This window comes from Limnohabitans sp. Bal53, assembly GCF_003063355.1.
Taxonomy (GTDB): Bacteria; Pseudomonadota; Gammaproteobacteria; order Burkholderiales; family Burkholderiaceae_C; genus Limnohabitans_A.
On the sequence record NZ_NESH01000001.1, the window covers coordinates 20,435 to 38,687 of the forward strand.

An 18,253-nucleotide genomic window follows, 5' to 3' on the forward strand; every position below is an offset into this window, starting at 1 on the left:
TCTCGTTTGAGCTTACCCGCCCCCTTGATTCGCCCAGATGGGCAATGGACTCTCAGTCCTGAGGTCACCCTCAGCACCAGCTTGGGTGACATGCGCATCGTCCTCAATCCGCAGCTTGCCCCAGCCACCGTGGCCAACTGGCTGGGATATGTGAACTCAGACTATTTCAACGGCCTGATATTTCACCGTGTCATAGATGGATTCATGATCCAAGGTGGCGGTTTCAATGCCGATTTGGAGCAGCAAGCCCCGCTCTACCCGACTTTGGCATTGGAAAGTAACACCGGTTTGACCAATGCACTGGGCACATTGGCCATGGCCCGAACCGACGTGCCCAATTCGGCCACCAGTCAGTTTTTCATCAACGACGTCGATAACGCGAAATTGGACTACAGCGGCGACGGCAATTTGGGTTACGCCGTTTTCGGGGAAGTGGCCAGTGGAATGGAGGTGGTACAAGCCATCTCAGCTGTGGCGAAGACCACCGAGAAGGGTTACCAAGATGTTCCGGTCAAAGATGTCATCATTCTAGACGCGAGCCAAACGGTTGCAGGTGCTGTGCTCAGCGGCACAGGCCTGATCGACCTAACCTTACAAAGCGGTGCTACCTGGTCCTACAGCCTCGACAGCGGGGCCCAGTGGTCTGCCGGCTCGGGCACCCAGCTGGATTTGTCGGCAGGCATCTACACAGAAGGCCAAGTGCAGGTGCGGCAAACGCTGGGGGGAATGACCAGCGCTGCAGCACTGCTGCCGGCCATCAAAGTAGTGGATGCCGCCCCAAGCGTCAGCATCAGCGCAAATGACCTTTTGCTGGGACGCAACGAAACCACGCAAATCAGTTTCACCTTGAGCCAGCCCAGCACCGATTTCACCCTGACCGATGTGACTGTGCTGGGCGCAGAGTTGGTCAACTTTCAGGGCTCTGGCACCCAATACACCGCAACCCTGTTGCCCGAAGTGTCTGCAGGTCACGAGGTGGTGGTGCAGGTGCTGCCTGGTCGCTTCAACAATGCGCAAGGCGTGGGCAACCTGGACAGCGGCACAGACCAAGACCGGTTGACCCTCAACGCCGATGCGCAGCCGCCTCTGGCCCCTTTGCTTTTGGCGCAGGGCATCTGGTTGGAAAACCCTCAAGCGCGCCTTTTCCTGCGGCCCAGTGGCACTGCCACTGTTGAGCTATTGCCAGAGGACGCACCTTTGCAAGTGGCCAACTGGCTCGCTTAAGTGCAAGCGCAAGCTTACGCCTACACACTGGTACAACCCAGCACCATCGTCCCGATAGCCGCCATGGGCCTTTATGGAGGGCCCTTCACCTTCCAATACCAGGCCAGTCTTTTCCCTGGCGTACCCCAAGAATCGAACAACGGTTTGTCCAACACCTTCGGCTCTTTGGCCGCTTTCTACAACAACAGCTCCACAAAGACCACCACCAACGGTTTCTTTGTCAATCTGGACAACAACACCAGCCTGGACTACAGCGACACCAGCAGCACTGGCTACACCGTGTTTGCAAGTACCGTTTCGGGCGCAGCCACTTGGAACAGTCTGGCCAGCACCAGCAGCAATACCCTGGTCGACTTGGCCAACGTCGAGCAAATCGTGGCTGGCACACTGCGTCTGCCTGCAGCACAGGTTTTGGTAGCAGGGCTGAGTACCGGCGCCCTTTGGCAATACAGCCTGGACAGCGGACAAACCTGGGCCCAAGGCAAAGGGAGCACACTCCAACTGCCTGCTGGGGTTTACCAAGCTCATCAGGTACAAGTGCAGGTGGAGGGCAGTGATGCCGTGGGCAACACCCCCGCCCTGAGCACCCTGCCCCACCAGGTGTTGGCCGGGGTGCAGGTCAAACACTGGTCCAAAGGTACTTTATTGAACAATGTCACAGTGACTCAAAGCGCGTCAGGCTACCAAGTCAATGCGCCTGATCCTGCTGACCCGGCCACAGCCATTGGTCTGGGTGATGTGTTGGCCGCACTCAAAATTTATCTGAAAAAGTCCGATGGCGACCCCAAACTTTTAAATTACAAAACTGTAGCAGCTGATCTGAATGCCAATGGCAAAGTTGAACTCAACGATGTTCTCAATTTGCTCAAGCTTTACCTTAAAAAACCCTTGACCGAAAACCTGTCTCCCCATTGGACTTTCATCGATGCGAAAAACGAAAACTTAAGCACAAGTGGCAATGCCATTGACACGGACCATGCCGCCCCTGCTGCCATAGATTGGTCACTCGCCGAATTGACACCCATACAACTGGTCGGCGTTCTGCGTGGCGATGTTGATGGCAGTGCCATGGCTTGAGGTACGCTTTTTAATTTTCAAGAGACCGCCAAGACCGTATTTAAAGCTATGATTTGTTTGATTTATTGGCTTATTAAGCTTCACACATATTCAGTTTTCAAATCTCAGCCTTCATCGAGGAACTGCCATGACTAAGACGTCCCACACCAATTCACGTTCAACAGCGCTGCCAAGCAACGTGAGCCCCTTGGGCTTGTTGGCCTTGGGCCTCTTGTGGTCAACACAAAGCCACGCTAAGACTCATGTGCAATTGGACTCAGTGGGCCCGATAGACATGTTGCAAGGCCTGCGTTCCGCACTGCAAAAAGCCGGTGTGAGCACCGAGCATGCTGAACAGATGATCGCGCAAGCCCTGCAAACTGGCACCGAGGCAGGCAAAAAAGCAGCGCTGATCCGTCTGGCGGCCTTGGCTGAAGCGATACACACAGCCCAAACCCAGGACAAACAGCCTGCTGACATGACTCGCCTCATGGACGCGCTGGCCGCACAAGCACAGGCCAATCCCAAAGAACTGGATTTGAGCAGCCCGCAGGGCTTGGCCAAGGTCTTGAACCGCATCGATGGCCTGACCGAAGATACAGCTGACCAGGTCACTGCCCAAGCCCTGTCATTAGGCCAGGACTGGGCGCAAGCATTCGATGCGACGCCCTCCCTCGACAGTCTGGCCAGCTACCTGCAACTCGACCCCCTGGCCATTCTGGCTCAGGCTGAAGCCACGACGGTGGTAAGCGGTGGCGCCGCTGCAGCAACAGCGGGTGCCACTGCCAGCGCTGCGGCGCTGAGCACCTCCACCTTGTTGGCCATAGGTGGCTTGGCCGCCGTTGCCATGGCGTCTGGCAGCAGTAAAAGCAGCACCGCTGCCGACACTACCTCACCTGCCGCCCCCAATGCGGCACTGACCACTAACAGCGGCTCTAACAACGACACTGTCACCAACTTGGCCAGCATCACAGCCCCAGCCAATGCCGAAAACGGTGCCACCGTCGAGTACCGAATCAAGTCCGGCTCCGGTGCATTTGGCAACTGGAGCACCACTTACACGGCCCCCACCACAGATGGCGACTACACCGTCGAAGTGCGTCAGACTGACGTCGCCGGCAACGTGGGCGCCAGCCAAAGCTTGGCCTTCACGCTGGACACTACCTCACCTGCCGCCCCCAATGCGGCACTGACCACTAACAGCGGCTCTAACAACGACACTGTCACCAACTTGGCCAGCATCACAGCCCCAGCCAATGCCGAAAACGGTGCCACCGTCGAGTACCGAATCAAGTCCGGCTCCGGTGCATTTGGCAACTGGAGCACCACTTACACGGCCCCCACCACAGATGGCGACTACACCGTCGAAGTGCGTCAGACTGACGTCGCTGGCAACGTGGGCGCCAGCCAAAGCTTGGCCTTCACGCTGGACGTCACAGCACCCGATACCAGCGCCACCGTCATGACGGTAAACCGCAACGGCCCAACCATCACACTCGATCTTGGCGAAAACCTGGCTACCACCAACTTCGATCCGGACACGCTTGCGTCCCTTTTTGTGGTCACCACCCCCAACGCTGGATCATCGGAACGCAACTTGGTCACCTCCGCTATTGTGGACACCGATGGGCGCCTGGTTCTGACACTGACTAACGCATTCAACGCGGGTCAGGTCAACGTTGTCTACAACAAACCTAACACCGGTGCTGTACTGGAAGACCTCGCAGGTAACGATGTTGCATCGTTCTTCTCTGGTGTGGTCGCCGATGGCTACATCCGCGACGCCAGCATCTGGATTGACACCGACGGTGATGGCAACGGAGACGTCAATACCGGCATCAAAACCAACGCTGAAGGGCAGTTTTTCCTGCCTGTCAGCCAGGCCTCGCTGGGTGCTTTGGTGATGGTAGGCGGCATCAACATCGATACCGGTCTGCCCAACACTGTGAGTCTGAAGGCCCCAAAAATTGAGAACTTCAGCCAACCAGTAGTGATCAACCCACTGACTACGCTGGTGCAATCGCTCATTGATCAAGCTCCTGCAGGACAAAAACCCAGCGCCAGCGAAGCTGCTGGAAATGTCGCTGCTGCACTGGGTCTGAGTGCGGGCACCAACCTGCTGAGTTTTGACCCCATCGCCCAAGCGGCCTCGATTCAGGATGCGGTCGATCAAGCCCCTGAGGGAACGCGTGAGGCGCTTTTGACACAACTCGCCGATGGCCGTGCACAAGCTGTAGCGGCCCAGAAAGCCGCTGCGCAAGTAGTGGCTGCAGCCAGTCTGGTGTCGGACGGTGACGCCGAAACGGGCGATGCGGTGATGGCTGCGTTTGCAAGCAAGATTGCAGATAACGTCACCAACAGCGTGGTTCAGAATTTTGCAGAGACCATGAGCAGCGCCCTGAGTCAAGCCGCTGCTGCCAGTACGGACCAGGCACTGGTGGCCAAATTTACAAACACCCAGACTCTGAGCGCTGTTGCTGAAGCCACGCAAAGCATTGCCAACGCCACATCCGTGCAAGACATCAGCCAAAAACAAGCCGAACTGTTGGACCGCACCGCGCCAGAGGCCCCCACCGTCATGGTGGCTGCCTACAGCAACGACACCACGCCCAACCTCACGCTCAAGCTCAACACCACCGACCTCAATGGCGCTGCTGTGGTCAAAGGCGACAAAGTCAATGTGCTGGTGGACGGCGCACCGGTGCAAACCGTCACATTGACAGATGCCGACCTCAAGGCAGGCCAAATCACGGTCACCCTGAACGACGCACTCAAGCCTGGTGCCCACACCGTCAGCGCATCGGCTGTTGACCTGGCCGGTAACCAAAGTGCGGCATCGGCGGCACAAACCCTTCAAGTGGACACTACCGGACCCAGCGTGTTCGTCAAGACCAGCTCTGAAACCCTCAAAGCCGGGGGCACTGCCACACTCACCTTTGTCTTCAGCGAACCTGTGAAAGACTTTACCGCCTCCGCCGTGGCCCTGTCCGCCGGCACGCTGAGCGACCTGCAACAAGACGCCACCGACCCCAAGGTCTATACCGCCACTTTCACCGCGCCGGCCACAGGCACTGCGGCATTGAGCGTGACGGTGGGAGGCGGCTATACCGACCTTGCTGGCAATGCCGGCAAAGCCAGTGCCACGCTCAAACTCGACGCGGTCAACCCACCGGTGGTCACCCTCGATGTGGCCGGTGGTGCCGACGGCATTCTCAGCAGCCAAAGTGGTGACACGGAGATCCGTGGCACGGGCAAACCTGGGCTGACCGTCAGGATCGCTGCGGACCAAACTGAACTGGGCAGTGCCACCCCCAACACGAACGGCCAATGGAGCTACACCCTGAGTGCAGAGAACCTGACGGCCCTTGGCCAAGGTGCGGTCACGCTCAAAGCCACGCAGGACGACGGCATCAACCCGCCCGTCAGCAGCGAATTGGTCACGAGTATTGACACAGAGGCTCCCGTCATCTCCACCAACGTAGCCGCGCAAACCATTTCGGGCACGGCACCTGCCAGCACCGAGATCAGCATCGCGCTGGACGGCGTTAAAGCCGACCTGAGCCGTCTGGTAAAAGCTGCTACCGACGACACCTGGACCTACACCCTCAGTGGTAGTGACATCCGTACCTTGGGAGAGGGCAATGTCAATGTGAGTGTGACCGCCAAAGATGCAGCCGGTAACACCAGCAATGCGCAAACCGTCACCCTGTCGCTGGACACCACGGCGCCGACAATGACCTCATTTGCCCTGGACACCGCCAGCGACACGGGCACCAAGGGAGACGGTAAGACCAACAACGCCAACGCGACCATCGTGTTCAAGTCAGACGCGAGTGAAGTCACCGTCAAGACCCCGGGCCAAACAGCGGGCACCGTTGTTCCGGGCGACAACGGCAACTTCAGTTACACCTTTGTGCAAGCCGACCAGCTGCAGCAAGGTGCCAACCTCATTGAAATTGTGGCCATCGACGCCGCCGGCAATGTCACAAGCCGAAAAGGCACGGTCAACCTCGACACCAGCGCGCCGATCACCCCCAATGCGGCCCTGAGCACCAACAGCGGCTCGGCACAAGACAACATCACCAATGCCGCTGGCATCAGCGCGCCCAAAAACACTGAGGCTGGTGCCACGGTCGAGTACAACATCGACGCTGCAGGCTGGAGCAAAACTTACACCTCCCCCACCATCGACGGCGAGTACACAGTGCAAGTGCGTCAAACTGACGCTGCAGGCAACCTGAGTGCCATCCAGACCATCAACTTCACGCTGGATACTAAAGCGCCTGTCGCCCCCAATGCGGCACTGACCAACAACACCGGCTCGGACATAGACTCTGTCACCAACTTGGCCAGCATCACAGCCCCAGCCAATGCCGAAGCAGGGGCCACTGTCGAGTACCGAATCAAGACCGGCTCCGAGGCATTTGGCAACTGGAGCACCACTTACACGGCCCCCACCACAGATGGCGACTACACCGTCGAAGTGCGCCAGACCGATGTGGCCGGCAACGTGGGCGCCAGCCAAAGCGTGGCTTTCACGCTCGACACCACCGCACCTGCCGCCCCCAATGCGGCACTGACCACCAACAGCGGCTCCGACAACGACACCGTCACCAATGCGGCAGGCATCACTGCCCCCACCAACACCGAGACCGGTGCCAAGCTGGAATACAAACTCAACGCGGGCGAATGGAACAGCAGCTACACCGCACCCACCCAAGATGGCGACTACACCGTCCAAGTTCGCCAGACTGATGTGGCTGGCAACGTCAGCGCCAGCCAAAGCCTGGTCTTTACTCTGGACACCCAAGCCCCCCCCCAAACCCTGACCCTGACCGGCGCCTACGACAACGTGCCTGAAGACCAAGCGACCACGCACGCCTCGGGGGCCACCACCAACGACAACACGCCTGTGCTGCAGGGCACCCTCAGCGCAGCCTTGGGCGTGGGTGAAGTCATTGAAGTGTTCGACAACGGTGTTCGCATAGGCACCACCACAGACGTCGATGGCACACAATGGAAATTCGAGACCGACAGCCAAAGCCTGGCCAACGGCGACCACAGCTTCACCGCCCGCGTGGTCGACCTGGCCGGCAACGCCGGTGCCAGCACGGCCGCGTTCACACTGACGGTGAACACCACCGTACCCACCGCCTTGGCCAGCATCGCCAGCGCGACCGACAACCAAGGGCTGAACACCGGAAACCTCAGCACCGGCGCCGCCACCGTCGACACCAGCCTGACCCTGCGCGGCAGCCTGAGCGCCGAACTGGGCGCGGACGAGGTGGTGAAAGTCTTCCGTGACGGCTCCCTTCTGGGCAACGCCAACGTCAGCGGCACCAGCTGGACCCTGGACGTGAGCGAACTGACAGAGAAGACCTACAACTTCACAGCTGCCGTTGAAAACGCAGGTGGCAACCGCAGCGCCAGCAGCAGCGCTTTTGCCATTACTGTGGACACGACAGCACCAGTACTGCCCTCGGCAGGCACGGTGCAGGGTGACGACTTCTACAAAACCTCCGCCCCTTCTGTACCGGTGTCAGGTGTTGAGTCAGGCAGCCACCCCATCCTGGTCGCCCGGGATGACAAGGCTTCGGCAGGCTATGTCATGCTGACCGAGGGCACTGACTACACCGTCAGCGCAGGGGCCAAGCCAGGTGAATTCACCGTCACCGTGATCAAGCCTTTGCCCGACAACGACTACGGCATTCTGGCCAAAGACGCCGCAGGCAACGTCTCACTGTTACCGCCAGACGGTGAGGATGGCAACTTTGTGTTCGTGGTTGACACCGCACAGCCAGAAAGCCCAGTCATCGGTACGGGCGATACACGGCGCATCACCAACGACACAACGCCCACCTACAACCTGACGGCAGAAGCCGGCAGCACCTTGGTGCTGGGCAAGCAAAACAGCGACGGCAGCAGCAGCGCTGTTGACAACGCGGCTTACAGCGTGACCGAAACGGCCCCGGGCGAGTTCGAGTTGAAGGTCACCACCGCTCTGGATGAAGGCAGTTACGGCATCGTGGCCACTGACCTGGCGGGCAATACCTCCCCGATCCCCAGCAGCGCGGCCGACCCCAACACCTTCCAGATCGACACCACCTCGGCCGGGCTGTCCAGTTCACGCGGCATCGTCTACAACGATGGCGGTGACGGCGTCTTGTCTGTGGGTGATTCCATCACACTGCGTTTCACCGAGCCCGTGAAATTTTTGGCTTCGGCACAGGGCTACACACTGTCTGCTGTTCAAGCCGACAGCAATGGTTTCAGCAACACTTACACACTGGGTTTGACCTCGGGACTTGAGTCTTTGGACGAAACACTCACCCTGCCTACCCTGACCGACTTGGCAGGGAACTTTAAATCAGCCCTGACCTTCAAACCCTCAGAGGGCGTCCCTGCCTACAACATCGCAGACCTGTACAGCGCTGAAATAGAAGCAGGTGCCTCTGTTTATTTCAGTCTGGCTGACGCACGGTCCGTGGCTGGCGTTGGCACCTTTGTGGGCGTAGAACTGTATTACGGCGACGAGTCTCAGGATTTGTTGGACTCCGAGAGCTTGGTGTTGATCGAAGAAGACGCGATGGGCGGGGTGACTCTGGCCCGTGCAGATTTGCCCATGGGGGCTTTTACCACCTACACCGATGAGGCTGGCAGCTTTGCGGTCCAGCAGCTGAACCTGACAGACACCAGCGGCGCATTGACAGCCAAGTCGGATTTTGCCAACTTGGTGCAAGCGGACGACTCTTCAGTGAGCCTGCACACCTTCACCACCGCAGAATTGGCCACCGCCATCAAAGCTGCTAATGGCGGCACACTCACACTGCCAACCGCGAGAGCAACCTACAGCAAAGCCGCGCTTTCCAACGACAGCACCAGCAACTTCACGGGCACCATTTTCTTCCTCGAAGGTGTGAGCGACGCTGGCACGCTGGGCGAAAAACTGGATGGCATGGTCAGTTTGCTGACGCTTGCCTACTCTGATGAGGGCACCACCAGCTACTTCAACGTGATGGACGGGGCGAAGGCCCACAAATCGGTCAGCCTGAATGGCGAGACACAGCAGCTTAAGATTGTCGGCGATGCCCTCTTTGTCAGCTTGGATACCAACGATGATGGCAATCCCGATAGCTGGTACCACCTGGACCCTATGAATGAAACATCAACACCCATCGATGTTTACACCTTCAACGCCGTAGTCATCGGCAACGACAAGCTTCCCTCGAACGTCGGCACCAGCGGCGACGACAACGCCATCACCGCAAACAGAGATGAAGGCCAGTGGCTTTATGGCTTTGCCGGCAATGACACCCTGACAGGTGGTGCAGGCAACGACGCCCTGCGCGGAGGACTAGGCGACGACAGCCTCAATGGCGGTCTGGGCAACGACAACTTGAGCGGTGGTTTGGGTGCAGACACCTTCAACCTTTCAGCCGGCGGTGCCGACACCGTGCGCTACCTCTCAGTATCCGAGTCCTCAGGAGACAAACCCGACACCTTCTTGGGCTTTGGAGCGGACGACAAGCTGGATTTGACTGCTTTGTTCTCTGGATACAGCTCTGCGATCGTGAAGCCTGACGTATCGACTGGTGATTTGCTCGTGACTGGCAAGTTGACCGATCCATCTGGCAACTTGCCATCGAATATTGAACTGAGTTTTGAATACACCGGCGATAAAGAAGTTGATTATTTCAGTTTCAAAATTGAGAAAACAGCCGATACACAAACTCAATCGAACACTATTGTGTTGCACGACGAATTCTGGAGTTCTCTGGTGCTCGACGGAGGGGGTGCAGTCTTTATCGATCCAATAAGTGATGGCTTTGAATATGCCGCTCCTGCCACCAAGAATGATCCAAATACAACCGAAAACGAAGGTCTGCTCCTCACCATCAAGTTCACGCTACCCAAAGATGTGAGGACGTTCGACCTGGTTACAAGCGATGTTGAGCTGGCGTTCACCGATGGAACTTCTTTACCGCTTTCGTTGCCCCAAATCTCTTTCGACACCACGGGTCCTGTCACTGACGACATTTCATCCGAAAACGGCAAGTTGGTCGTAGTGGTTGATACAAGCAACACATTAGGCTCTGGCGACAACGAACTTCACATGTACCAAAGCAATGAAGGTCAGTTGAAATTGCTGTTTGATACCAATCCCAACATTGGTACTACCAGCCCCTCTGAGATGTTGGTGATCAATGGGTTCACGGATCAATTGCAAACCACCAACTTCGTTTGGACTGTGCAACCTGTGCTCTGAAGCCTGGATATCCCAAAGTCGCCCCAGCGCCATAAGCTCTGGGGCGCTTTTCTTAGTCTTGCATCCGCAATCGCGGGCCTGACTGGTGGCCAGATGCGCTGAGGCTTTACTCAACGCTGCGAAGCCGCGCCCTGAAACGCCTTGGAAATCGGTTTGGTGATGTAAGTCATCACCGTGCGTGAGCCCGTCAAGATGTCCACACCCGCGGTCATGCCCGGTTTGAGTTCGCTCAGGCGCAGCTTAAGGTTGGACTGCGCAGGATCAAATTTGATCTGGACCCGGTAGAAGGTTTGTGTCTGGCCATTTGGTCCTGGCTCGGTCAGAGTGTCGGCACTGATGTAGGCCAGATGCCCTTGCAGGGCGCCGTGAATCGAGTAGTCAAAAGCATCGAGCTTGATGGACACCGGCAGCCCGGTGCGCAACTGCCCGATGTCGACGGGCTGCACCTTGGCTTCAAGCATGAGCTCCACATCGGTGGGCGAGATTTGCATCAGCTCATCGCCCGCACGCAGCACCCCGCCCACAGTGTTGATACGCAGGCTTTTCACTATGCCAGCCACGGGCGACGTCAGCTCTGTGTGTTGCAAAACACTTTGACGCTCATCCAGCTTGAAGCGTTGCGAGGTCAGCTCTTCTTGCAGCTTGGTCGCTTCAATCCGGGCGTCTTGAAGGTATTTGTTCTGGGTCGATTGAATGCGCCCAGCCAGTTCCACCACTTGCTTTTGAGCGCGCATGAGTTCAAGCCGGCTGATGTCGCCACTGGCAAAGAGTTTTTGGCTCAGCATCAGCTCTTCCTTGACCAAGGCGTGGGACTCTTGCAGCATGAGCAACTCAGCCTCGAGCGATTTGCGTTTTTGCGCGTGCAACAGACGCTGCTCGGCCACAAACTCGGGCCATTTTTGCAACGCAGCAGGAAAAACTGGAGTCTGATCATAGGCTTCGGCGCGCGCACGGATCAGGGCTGCCGACAGCGCAGCAACTTTGGCCGAGCCTTCGTCCACCCCGGCAGTGGCGCGCTCTTTTTCCAGAGTGGCCAGCACTTGGCCTGCCTTGACCTGCTCGCCTTCCAGAACGTGTAATTTTTCAAGTACGCCACCATCGGCCGCCTGGATGACCTGGGTGCGCGTGACAGGCATGACCTGACCCTGGGCATGCACTGTTTGCTCCAACTCGAAGTGGCTGGCCCAGGCCAGCAAAAACGCCAAGAAGGCAAACATCAACCAAGCAGGACGCAGCAGGGGTTTGAACGGTGTGCTCATGCGCCATCTTTCTTCACGTTGACTGGACTGGCTTGGTTTTGCTGCAATTGCCTCACGACTTCGTTTCGCGGCCCATCCAACACGATTTGGTGGTTGGCCACCACGATCACGCGGTCGACGAGGCTGAGCATCTCGGTTTTATGGGTCACCAGAACCAAGGTGTCGTGTGGCTGCAGGGTGCGGGACAGGGCCTGGATAACAGACACTTCGAGCGTGCGGTCAAGAGAAGCTGTGGGTTCGTCCAGCAACCATATGCGCGGTTTGCGCAAGAACACCCGCGTCAGATTGGTGAGTTGTTTTTGTCCCCCCGACAGGCCCAGCCCCCCTTCGGTGATGGTTTGTTGCAAGCCCTGAGGGTGAGCAGCGACGACAGATGCGTATAAGCCCGTGAGTTTGGCTGTTTCGAGCAAGACTTGATCACCCGGGTCAATCAGGCCGAGCACCAGGTTCTCGCGCAGGCTTCCGGCAAACAACCTTCCCTCTTGCTGTAAAAAGCCGATTTGTTCGGCCAGCACGGGCTTGGAGATGTAAGAGAGGTCTACACCGTCGAGCTTGATGCTGCCTTTTTGAGGTTTGTACATGCCGCTGAGCAAACGCAGCAGTGTGGTCTTGCCGGCACCGATGGGGCCCAGCACCGCGATTTTTTCGCCAGGCCGTATGTGAAGCTGGGGCACCTTGAGCGCATTGTTGTTGCCGTAGCTGGCCTCCACCCCTTCAAATTGGTAATGGCCTTGAACCTGCTCGAGCACCATGGGCTGGTCAATGCCATGGTGGTCGTCTTCCAGTGCCCAAATGCGGTCCAGACCTTGCAGGGCGGCCTTGCAGTGGCCCCACTGAATAAGCATATTCGGGAAGGTTCCGATCGGACCCAGAATGCGCCCGGACAAAATGGTGCAGGCGATCAAGGCACCCATGCTCATTTCGCCACGCGCCACAATCAGCGCGCCGCCAGCCACCATGAGGATGTAGGACAGCTGATGCAATGAGGTAATCCAATATTGGGCATGTTCGCTGACTTGGCGCATATCGAGTTCAGTCTCACGAGCTTGGTCGGTGGTTTGCAGCCAACGCGTGAGCATGCGCCAGCCCCCCTGCCCTGACTTGATGGTCTCAGCCCCCTCGATGGTTTCGACCAACAGGCCGGTTTTGAGGTTGCTGGCGTTATTGGCCTGCCGGGTCAACGCCTCCACTCGGCGGCGGTATGTCAAGCCCACAACAAGCGAAACCACCATAAAAGCCATGGGAATCAGCCCAATCCAGCCCCCAATAAGCACGACTATGAGACCGTAAACCAATAAAAAAGGTAGATCAATTGCAAGCTGAGCAGGCACGGCCGAGAGGAAGGCCCTCACCGTTTCATATCCCTTAAGCTGCCCGGCCAGTCCGCCAACACTTGTCGGCATTTGATCCATCCGCACACTTAGAAAACGGCTGTAGACCATGCGAGCCAGTTGACTGTCCACCTCATCGGCCAGTTTTTCGGTCAGCCCCGATTTGGTGAACTTGGCGATGAGTTCAAACACCAAAGCCCCCAGCACCCCCAAAGTGAGCGCTAAAAGGGTTTGCGTGGCACCAGTGGGCACCACACGATCATAGACCTGCATGCTGTATAGCGAGCTGGCCATGGCGATCACGTTGATGATGATGCCGCTCAAGGCGATCTCCAACATCAGGCCCTTGCGCTGGAAGACCGTGTCCTTGATCAGATTGAAAACCGGACTGCGGCTGGCCTTGTAGGGTTTGGCCAGAGCCATGCGGGCAAACAACACCTCGGTCACATCTGCGCGGGACATCTCATTCCAGCGGTTTTGCTGGGTGTCCCAAACTTCGGTGATCCACAGGCCTTGTGCATTGCGACCCCGCAAGACCGCCCAGCCTAGGCCAGGCTCAAAGACCAACGCAGGGATATGTGTCGCCTGGAGCTGATTGCCCCGCACCCATTGCGGCTTGGGCAATTGCATACGATGAATCAGCTGGTCCAGCAGGGGCTGAGGCTGGCTGTGGCCAGCGTCCAGCGCTGATTGAAGGCTGGCTTGCATGGCCAGGCGGTCTATGGCATCGCCTTGGACCTGTGCCAAACGGACCAAGCAGGGAAAAAGTGAATTGTTCATCGGCTTATTGAGGACTGGCCTGGGATATTGCGTTGGACAGTTTCAAGGTCTCTTGCCAACCCAGACTTTGAATCGCCAAGCGCCACGTCGCCTGAGTGTAAGCAGAACGCGCATCAGCCAATTCGAGTTCGGCCTGAAGCAATTCACGTGCCGTGTTCATTACCTCCATCCAAGACTTACGACCTGCGAGGAACTGCCGATCCCAGGCCTCGGCCGTTTTGCGGGAAGCCTGCACGCTGCGCTCGAGCTCGGGCAGGCGGGCTCTCAGCGATGTCCACTGCTGCCAGTCGGTCTGCACTTGCTCACGCACATTGCGTCGTGTGGCCTCAATTTCGGCTTCTGCCGCTTCAAGTTTGCGTTGCAAGGATTCAAGTGCCGTGATTGAAGACAGCCCCGCGCCAAAGCGGCTGCTCAACCCTAAGTAATAACGGCTCACGGAACCGGAGCTCAAGGCGCCACCGCCGAGTTGCCCCCTTTGGTGTTCAGCCCGTATATAAATTTCTGGCCAAAGTTCGGATTGTCGCTCGGCCAGCTCGGCTTTTTGGGCGTCGACCAAGGCGGCTTGGCGTTGCAGCGCAGGAGCGCGCTGCAAGGCGGCAGCTTCGCTTTGGTCAAGAACTGGCGCATCGAATCGCAATGACTGTGTGGGTTTTTCAAACGGGGCCACAGGCGCACCCATGAGTTGCCCCACCTTCAAGCGGGAGGCCTCAAGCTGGGCCAGCGCAGCCGCCTTCTGGGATGAGTTTTGGGCAAGTCGACCTTCGGTCAACACCAGCTCCACCGCAGCCGACGCCCCGTCCTCTACACGGCGCTGTACCTGTGCGTACAGCCGCTGGTGGGTGTTCAAGCTGGTATCGATGGCACCAAGTTTGAGGCTGGTGGCATACCACTCGGCCCAAGCCTGCACCGCGCGCAGGGCCAGTTGCTGGGCTGTTTCATCATGCGCATGGCCTGCTGCTTTCAGGTTCGCCTGGGCCTTGTCAAGTCCTGCGGTGAGCCTGCCGCCAGTCCACAAAGGTTGTTGTAGCCGGTATGTCTGCACCGTGGCATTGTCCTGGTAGCTGATGTCGTTGGGGCCCGTACGCACAGTTTCGATTGACACGGATGGAGTGGGCCAGAACTGCTGGCGAGCGGTTGTCACATCGTTTTGTGCGCCTTCGCGCAAGGCTCGCTGAGCCTGGATGCTGGGGTGGGCAGCAACAGCCGTTTCAACAATCTGCCTCAGATCCAATGCATTAGCAAAGGGCGCCCAAAGGGCCAAAAACGACAAGACAATGGACAGCTTCCGGTTTGTCCCATCTTGCGGTCTATGTGTAACCACCGAATAATTCAAACTGTCAAATTTCATAATTTTCTTAAGCTATACATTTGTCAATTTTAATTGTAATAATTGACTCAATAGAGAAATTACCATGAGCGAATTTACTCTGATTTCAAGTAGTGTCATCCAGGCCTACTGCAAATCGTTCACACGTTGCGCCATATAAATTGGGAATTGAACCGTTTGAGGAATCAATCAGCCGCACAGGCAACTTCACCTCAGCCAGCGCGAAGGGCTTCTCCATTGCTTAGCAAAGAATGGGAATGCTAACCCCACCACCGGAAATCACAATTTCAAGCGCATCCATCCTATTGAAACTAGCCCAAGGGTAGCTCGAAATCCTTGATTTCTCATTGTTAATCAACGTCTGAATTGAAACCCGTATTTACAAGACAAACTCATTAACTCCAACTGATGAACTCACAGCATCATGCGATACACATGCACCAACGTTTACGCCACCCACACCATGGTCAACGGCCGCCTCGTCGTGCGCGATGGCCAGATCACCACCGTTGATTGAGCGGCACAACGTCATGGCGATCACGCTCGCCAATTAACCCCAATCCGCGGCAAAAGGCCTCAAATGGCCCAGCTGCCGTCGACATCTCCTCGGAGCACACCAATCAGCTCAATCGGATCCCCTCCAGAGAAGTCGTGATCGACCGCATGAGGCGAGCTTTTGGAAGCTGAGACAGGGGTGCCTGCTGCCCCCTGTATCACAGCATCTGAGCCCGTTCCAGTGATGTCGTTGACATCGACAAAAACCCAACTGGGGGCCACGTCATTGGTAGTGGGCTTTCCAAGGTAATACTTTAAAAGCTGCAAAACATCGGTGAGGTTGACCACCCCGTTCGCGTCAAAATCAGCGGCCAAGTACTTGTAGGGTGAGTCATAGGCTTCTGGCAACGGTTTGTTGAGGTAAACCTTGAGTGCAGCCAACACGTCCGTCAATGTGACGTCAGCCTCAGCTTTCGACTGAGGGGCAGTCAGTGATGGGGCCAACACCATCACACCGTCATCATCTTGAACCCCGGTCAACGCGAACGCGCCGTTGGCCTGCGACAATTGGGTTTGTCCATCAAGGCTGAATGCAACATCTGCCAACGGCACATCTGCACTGCTCCAGTGACGCACGAACCCTCCTACGGAGTAGCCGCTGGGAGCCACCACTGGATCAGCCAAATCGAAAGTCACTGCGTCCAGTGTCAACCCGTCGTAGTCCAAATCCGAACTCACCACTCGGAATACCAAATCGCCGGAGTGCGGACCTTCAGTGGCACCATCGCTGAGCGCGCGCACAACCACCGATTGCACTTGATCGTAGTTGCTTGGCGTGAAAGTCAGCACCGATTTGCTGAGCAACAACTCATTGGGGCTTGCTTGCTCTAAGTACACCTGTACGTCTTGAGCAGGCGCACTATCGAGCACGAAAGACAGGTTGCTGCTGTAGCCAGCTGCAGCCGAGGCAGCCCCTTCAAGCAAGGCAACACCACCGCCAGTCACCGTGACGCCCACGCTGTCGCTGGTGACCTTGAGGGTTTGGGTCATGAAGGAGCTGGCCCCAGATTGGTCGGGTGCGTCGGTTGAGTCAAACGCTTGGATCGTCAAGTCCATCTCGCCGAGCGCCGTACCCGCATAAACCCAGGCGTCGGCCATCTCCTGCGCGCTCAACAACGTACCGTTCACATAGTTGTACGGTGCCTCACCGGTCGGCTCAATCCGAACATAACCATTGGCGCTGGACCCAGGCACCGAACTCAGTGCGACTTTATAGGTCGCCCAGCTCAAATCACTGACAGACTCATCGGCATCGCTGATGCTGAACAATGTATTGAGCGCTACTCGGCTGCCTTCACCTTGCGTCAGAGAGCGCTCCACTCCAGTTTCAATATTGGCGTTGGGGCCACCCGAGGCGACCTTATCAACAACAATCACTGGCACATCATTGGCATCTAGAGTCGTACCGCGCGCGCGCACAGTGTAGGCACCGGTATTCAAGGAGGCTCCGTCTAACGGAGCAACGGTCACTAAGTATGTGGCCGGGCCTACCGGATCGATGGAAGGCAGTGAACTGTTGGGCTGAAATGTTTTAGACGCGCCAGCGGACCCACTCACAGCGACACCATTCACAGAGACAGGCACGGTATTGACACCATCCCAAGTGGCAATGGTCACGTTCCACTGCGGTGCTGTGTCATCACCGCTCGGTGCGGCAAAGTCGATGTAAATGTCTGCAGCAGAAGCGGTGGTCAACAACCAGACGTCCTTGTCCGTAGAACTCGAAAGCGAGCCCTCCATCCAAGCGTTGGAAACCAAGCGGTTATTGGCCGTCAACGCATCGGCTGCAGTGTTGTTGGCAGCTGTACTCTCCACCAATGAGGTCACTTTGGTCGTTAACACATAGTCTGCACTGCTCCAGTTTTGGGCGTTCACTTTGACATAATAGCTACCCGCCGCGGGCACTTGGGCTGTCAGCGTCGTCAGCCCACCATCTGCGACTGCCTGTGCTGGGTCAAACACAACTGCCGTGCCATCCTCAGGCGAGCTCAAGGCCTTGTTCAGGACCAAATCCGCTTGCCCACTTGCCGATTTAACACCATTGACAACCGTATAAATGACGGTGTCCGCTTGATCGTCCACATCGAAGGTAAATCGACTATTTGCAGGCACAGTTGCTGAGGCAATGCCCGCGACACTCAACGTGTTTTCCGACTGGTCAGCACCGTCTACAACCACAGAGCCCGTGACACTGCGAGCAAGGGTTTGCAGGTAATCGCCCTCACCGTCTAACAATGCCAGCCACCAATGGTTGGTGGTGGTCAGCAAGGCGTTGCTGAACTGCAGTTCCAGCAAGCTAGGGCCGTTGACGTCGATGCGGAAATAATCGACATCACTCGAGCTAGAAAGACTACCAACCGTCGCAACCCTGTTGCTCACAATATTGGCCGTCGCAGGGCTGTCATTCGACGCGCCGTTGATCAAGGGGTGTTCAGTCTCGTATGCCATGGTATTT

At 57.2% G+C, this 18,253-nt stretch carries 7 protein-coding genes; 3 read left to right on the forward strand and 4 right to left on the reverse strand.

What is annotated here, in order from left to right:
• The first annotated feature begins 6 nt into the window (after positions 1-6).
• The 3 genes from B9Z50_RS00020 to B9Z50_RS00030 all read left to right on the forward strand — a co-directional run bounded on the left by B9Z50_RS00020 (position 7) and on the right by B9Z50_RS00030 (position 10,546).
• Positions 7-1,224, forward strand: coding sequence for a peptidylprolyl isomerase (locus B9Z50_RS00020; protein ID WP_233249692.1), 1,218 nt, complete (start codon positions 7-9; stop codon positions 1,222-1,224).
• Positions 1,225-2,301, forward strand: coding sequence for a peptidylprolyl isomerase (locus tag B9Z50_RS00025; protein ID WP_108361681.1), 1,077 nt, complete (start codon positions 1,225-1,227; stop codon positions 2,299-2,301).
• 127 nt (positions 2,302-2,428) lie between these two features.
• The gene (locus B9Z50_RS00030) at positions 2,429-10,546 is read left to right on the forward strand and encodes an Ig-like domain-containing protein (protein WP_108361682.1); all 8,118 of its coding nucleotides are present in this window, start codon (positions 2,429-2,431) and stop codon (positions 10,544-10,546) included.
• Positions 10,547-10,656: 110 nt separating this feature from the next.
• Here B9Z50_RS00030 and B9Z50_RS00035 read toward each other — a convergent pair whose 3' ends face one another.
• From B9Z50_RS00035 to B9Z50_RS00050, 4 genes are all read right to left on the reverse strand, one after another.
• Entirely contained in the window at positions 10,657-11,805 is a 1,149-nt protein-coding gene (locus B9Z50_RS00035; protein ID WP_108361683.1) for an HlyD family efflux transporter periplasmic adaptor subunit, read from the reverse strand.
• Entirely contained in the window at positions 11,802-13,916 is a 2,115-nt protein-coding gene (locus B9Z50_RS00040) for an ATP-binding cassette domain-containing protein (RefSeq protein ID WP_108361684.1), read from the reverse strand. Before B9Z50_RS00040 ends, B9Z50_RS00035 begins: the two co-directional genes overlap by 4 nt.
• 4 nt (positions 13,917-13,920) lie before the next feature.
• Entirely contained in the window at positions 13,921-15,264 is a 1,344-nt protein-coding gene (locus B9Z50_RS00045; protein ID WP_108361685.1) for a TolC family protein, read from the reverse strand.
• 555 nt (positions 15,265-15,819) lie between these two features.
• Positions 15,820-18,246 (reverse strand): hypothetical protein, encoded by a 2,427-nt coding sequence (locus B9Z50_RS00050; protein ID WP_146183127.1) that lies wholly within the window; start codon positions 18,244-18,246, stop codon positions 15,820-15,822.
• Positions 18,247-18,253: the final 7 nt, after the last annotated feature.

Excerpts from the sequence above, each read along its gene's own strand:
- B9Z50_RS00030 (WP_108361682.1), top strand. The coding sequence starts at position 2,429 with ATGACTAAGACGTCCCACACCAATTCACGTTCAACAGCGCTGCCAAGC.
- B9Z50_RS00035 (WP_108361683.1), bottom strand. The coding sequence starts at position 11,805 with ATGAGCACACCGTTCAAACCCCTGCTGCGTCCTGCTTGGTTGATGTTT.
- B9Z50_RS00040 (WP_108361684.1), bottom strand. The coding sequence starts at position 13,916 with ATGAACAATTCACTTTTTCCCTGCTTGGTCCGTTTGGCACAGGTCCAA.
- B9Z50_RS00045 (WP_108361685.1), bottom strand. The coding sequence starts at position 15,264 with ATGAAATTTGACAGTTTGAATTATTCGGTGGTTACACATAGACCGCAA.
- B9Z50_RS00050 (WP_146183127.1), bottom strand. The coding sequence starts at position 18,246 with ATGGCATACGAGACTGAACACCCCTTGATCAACGGCGCGTCGAATGAC.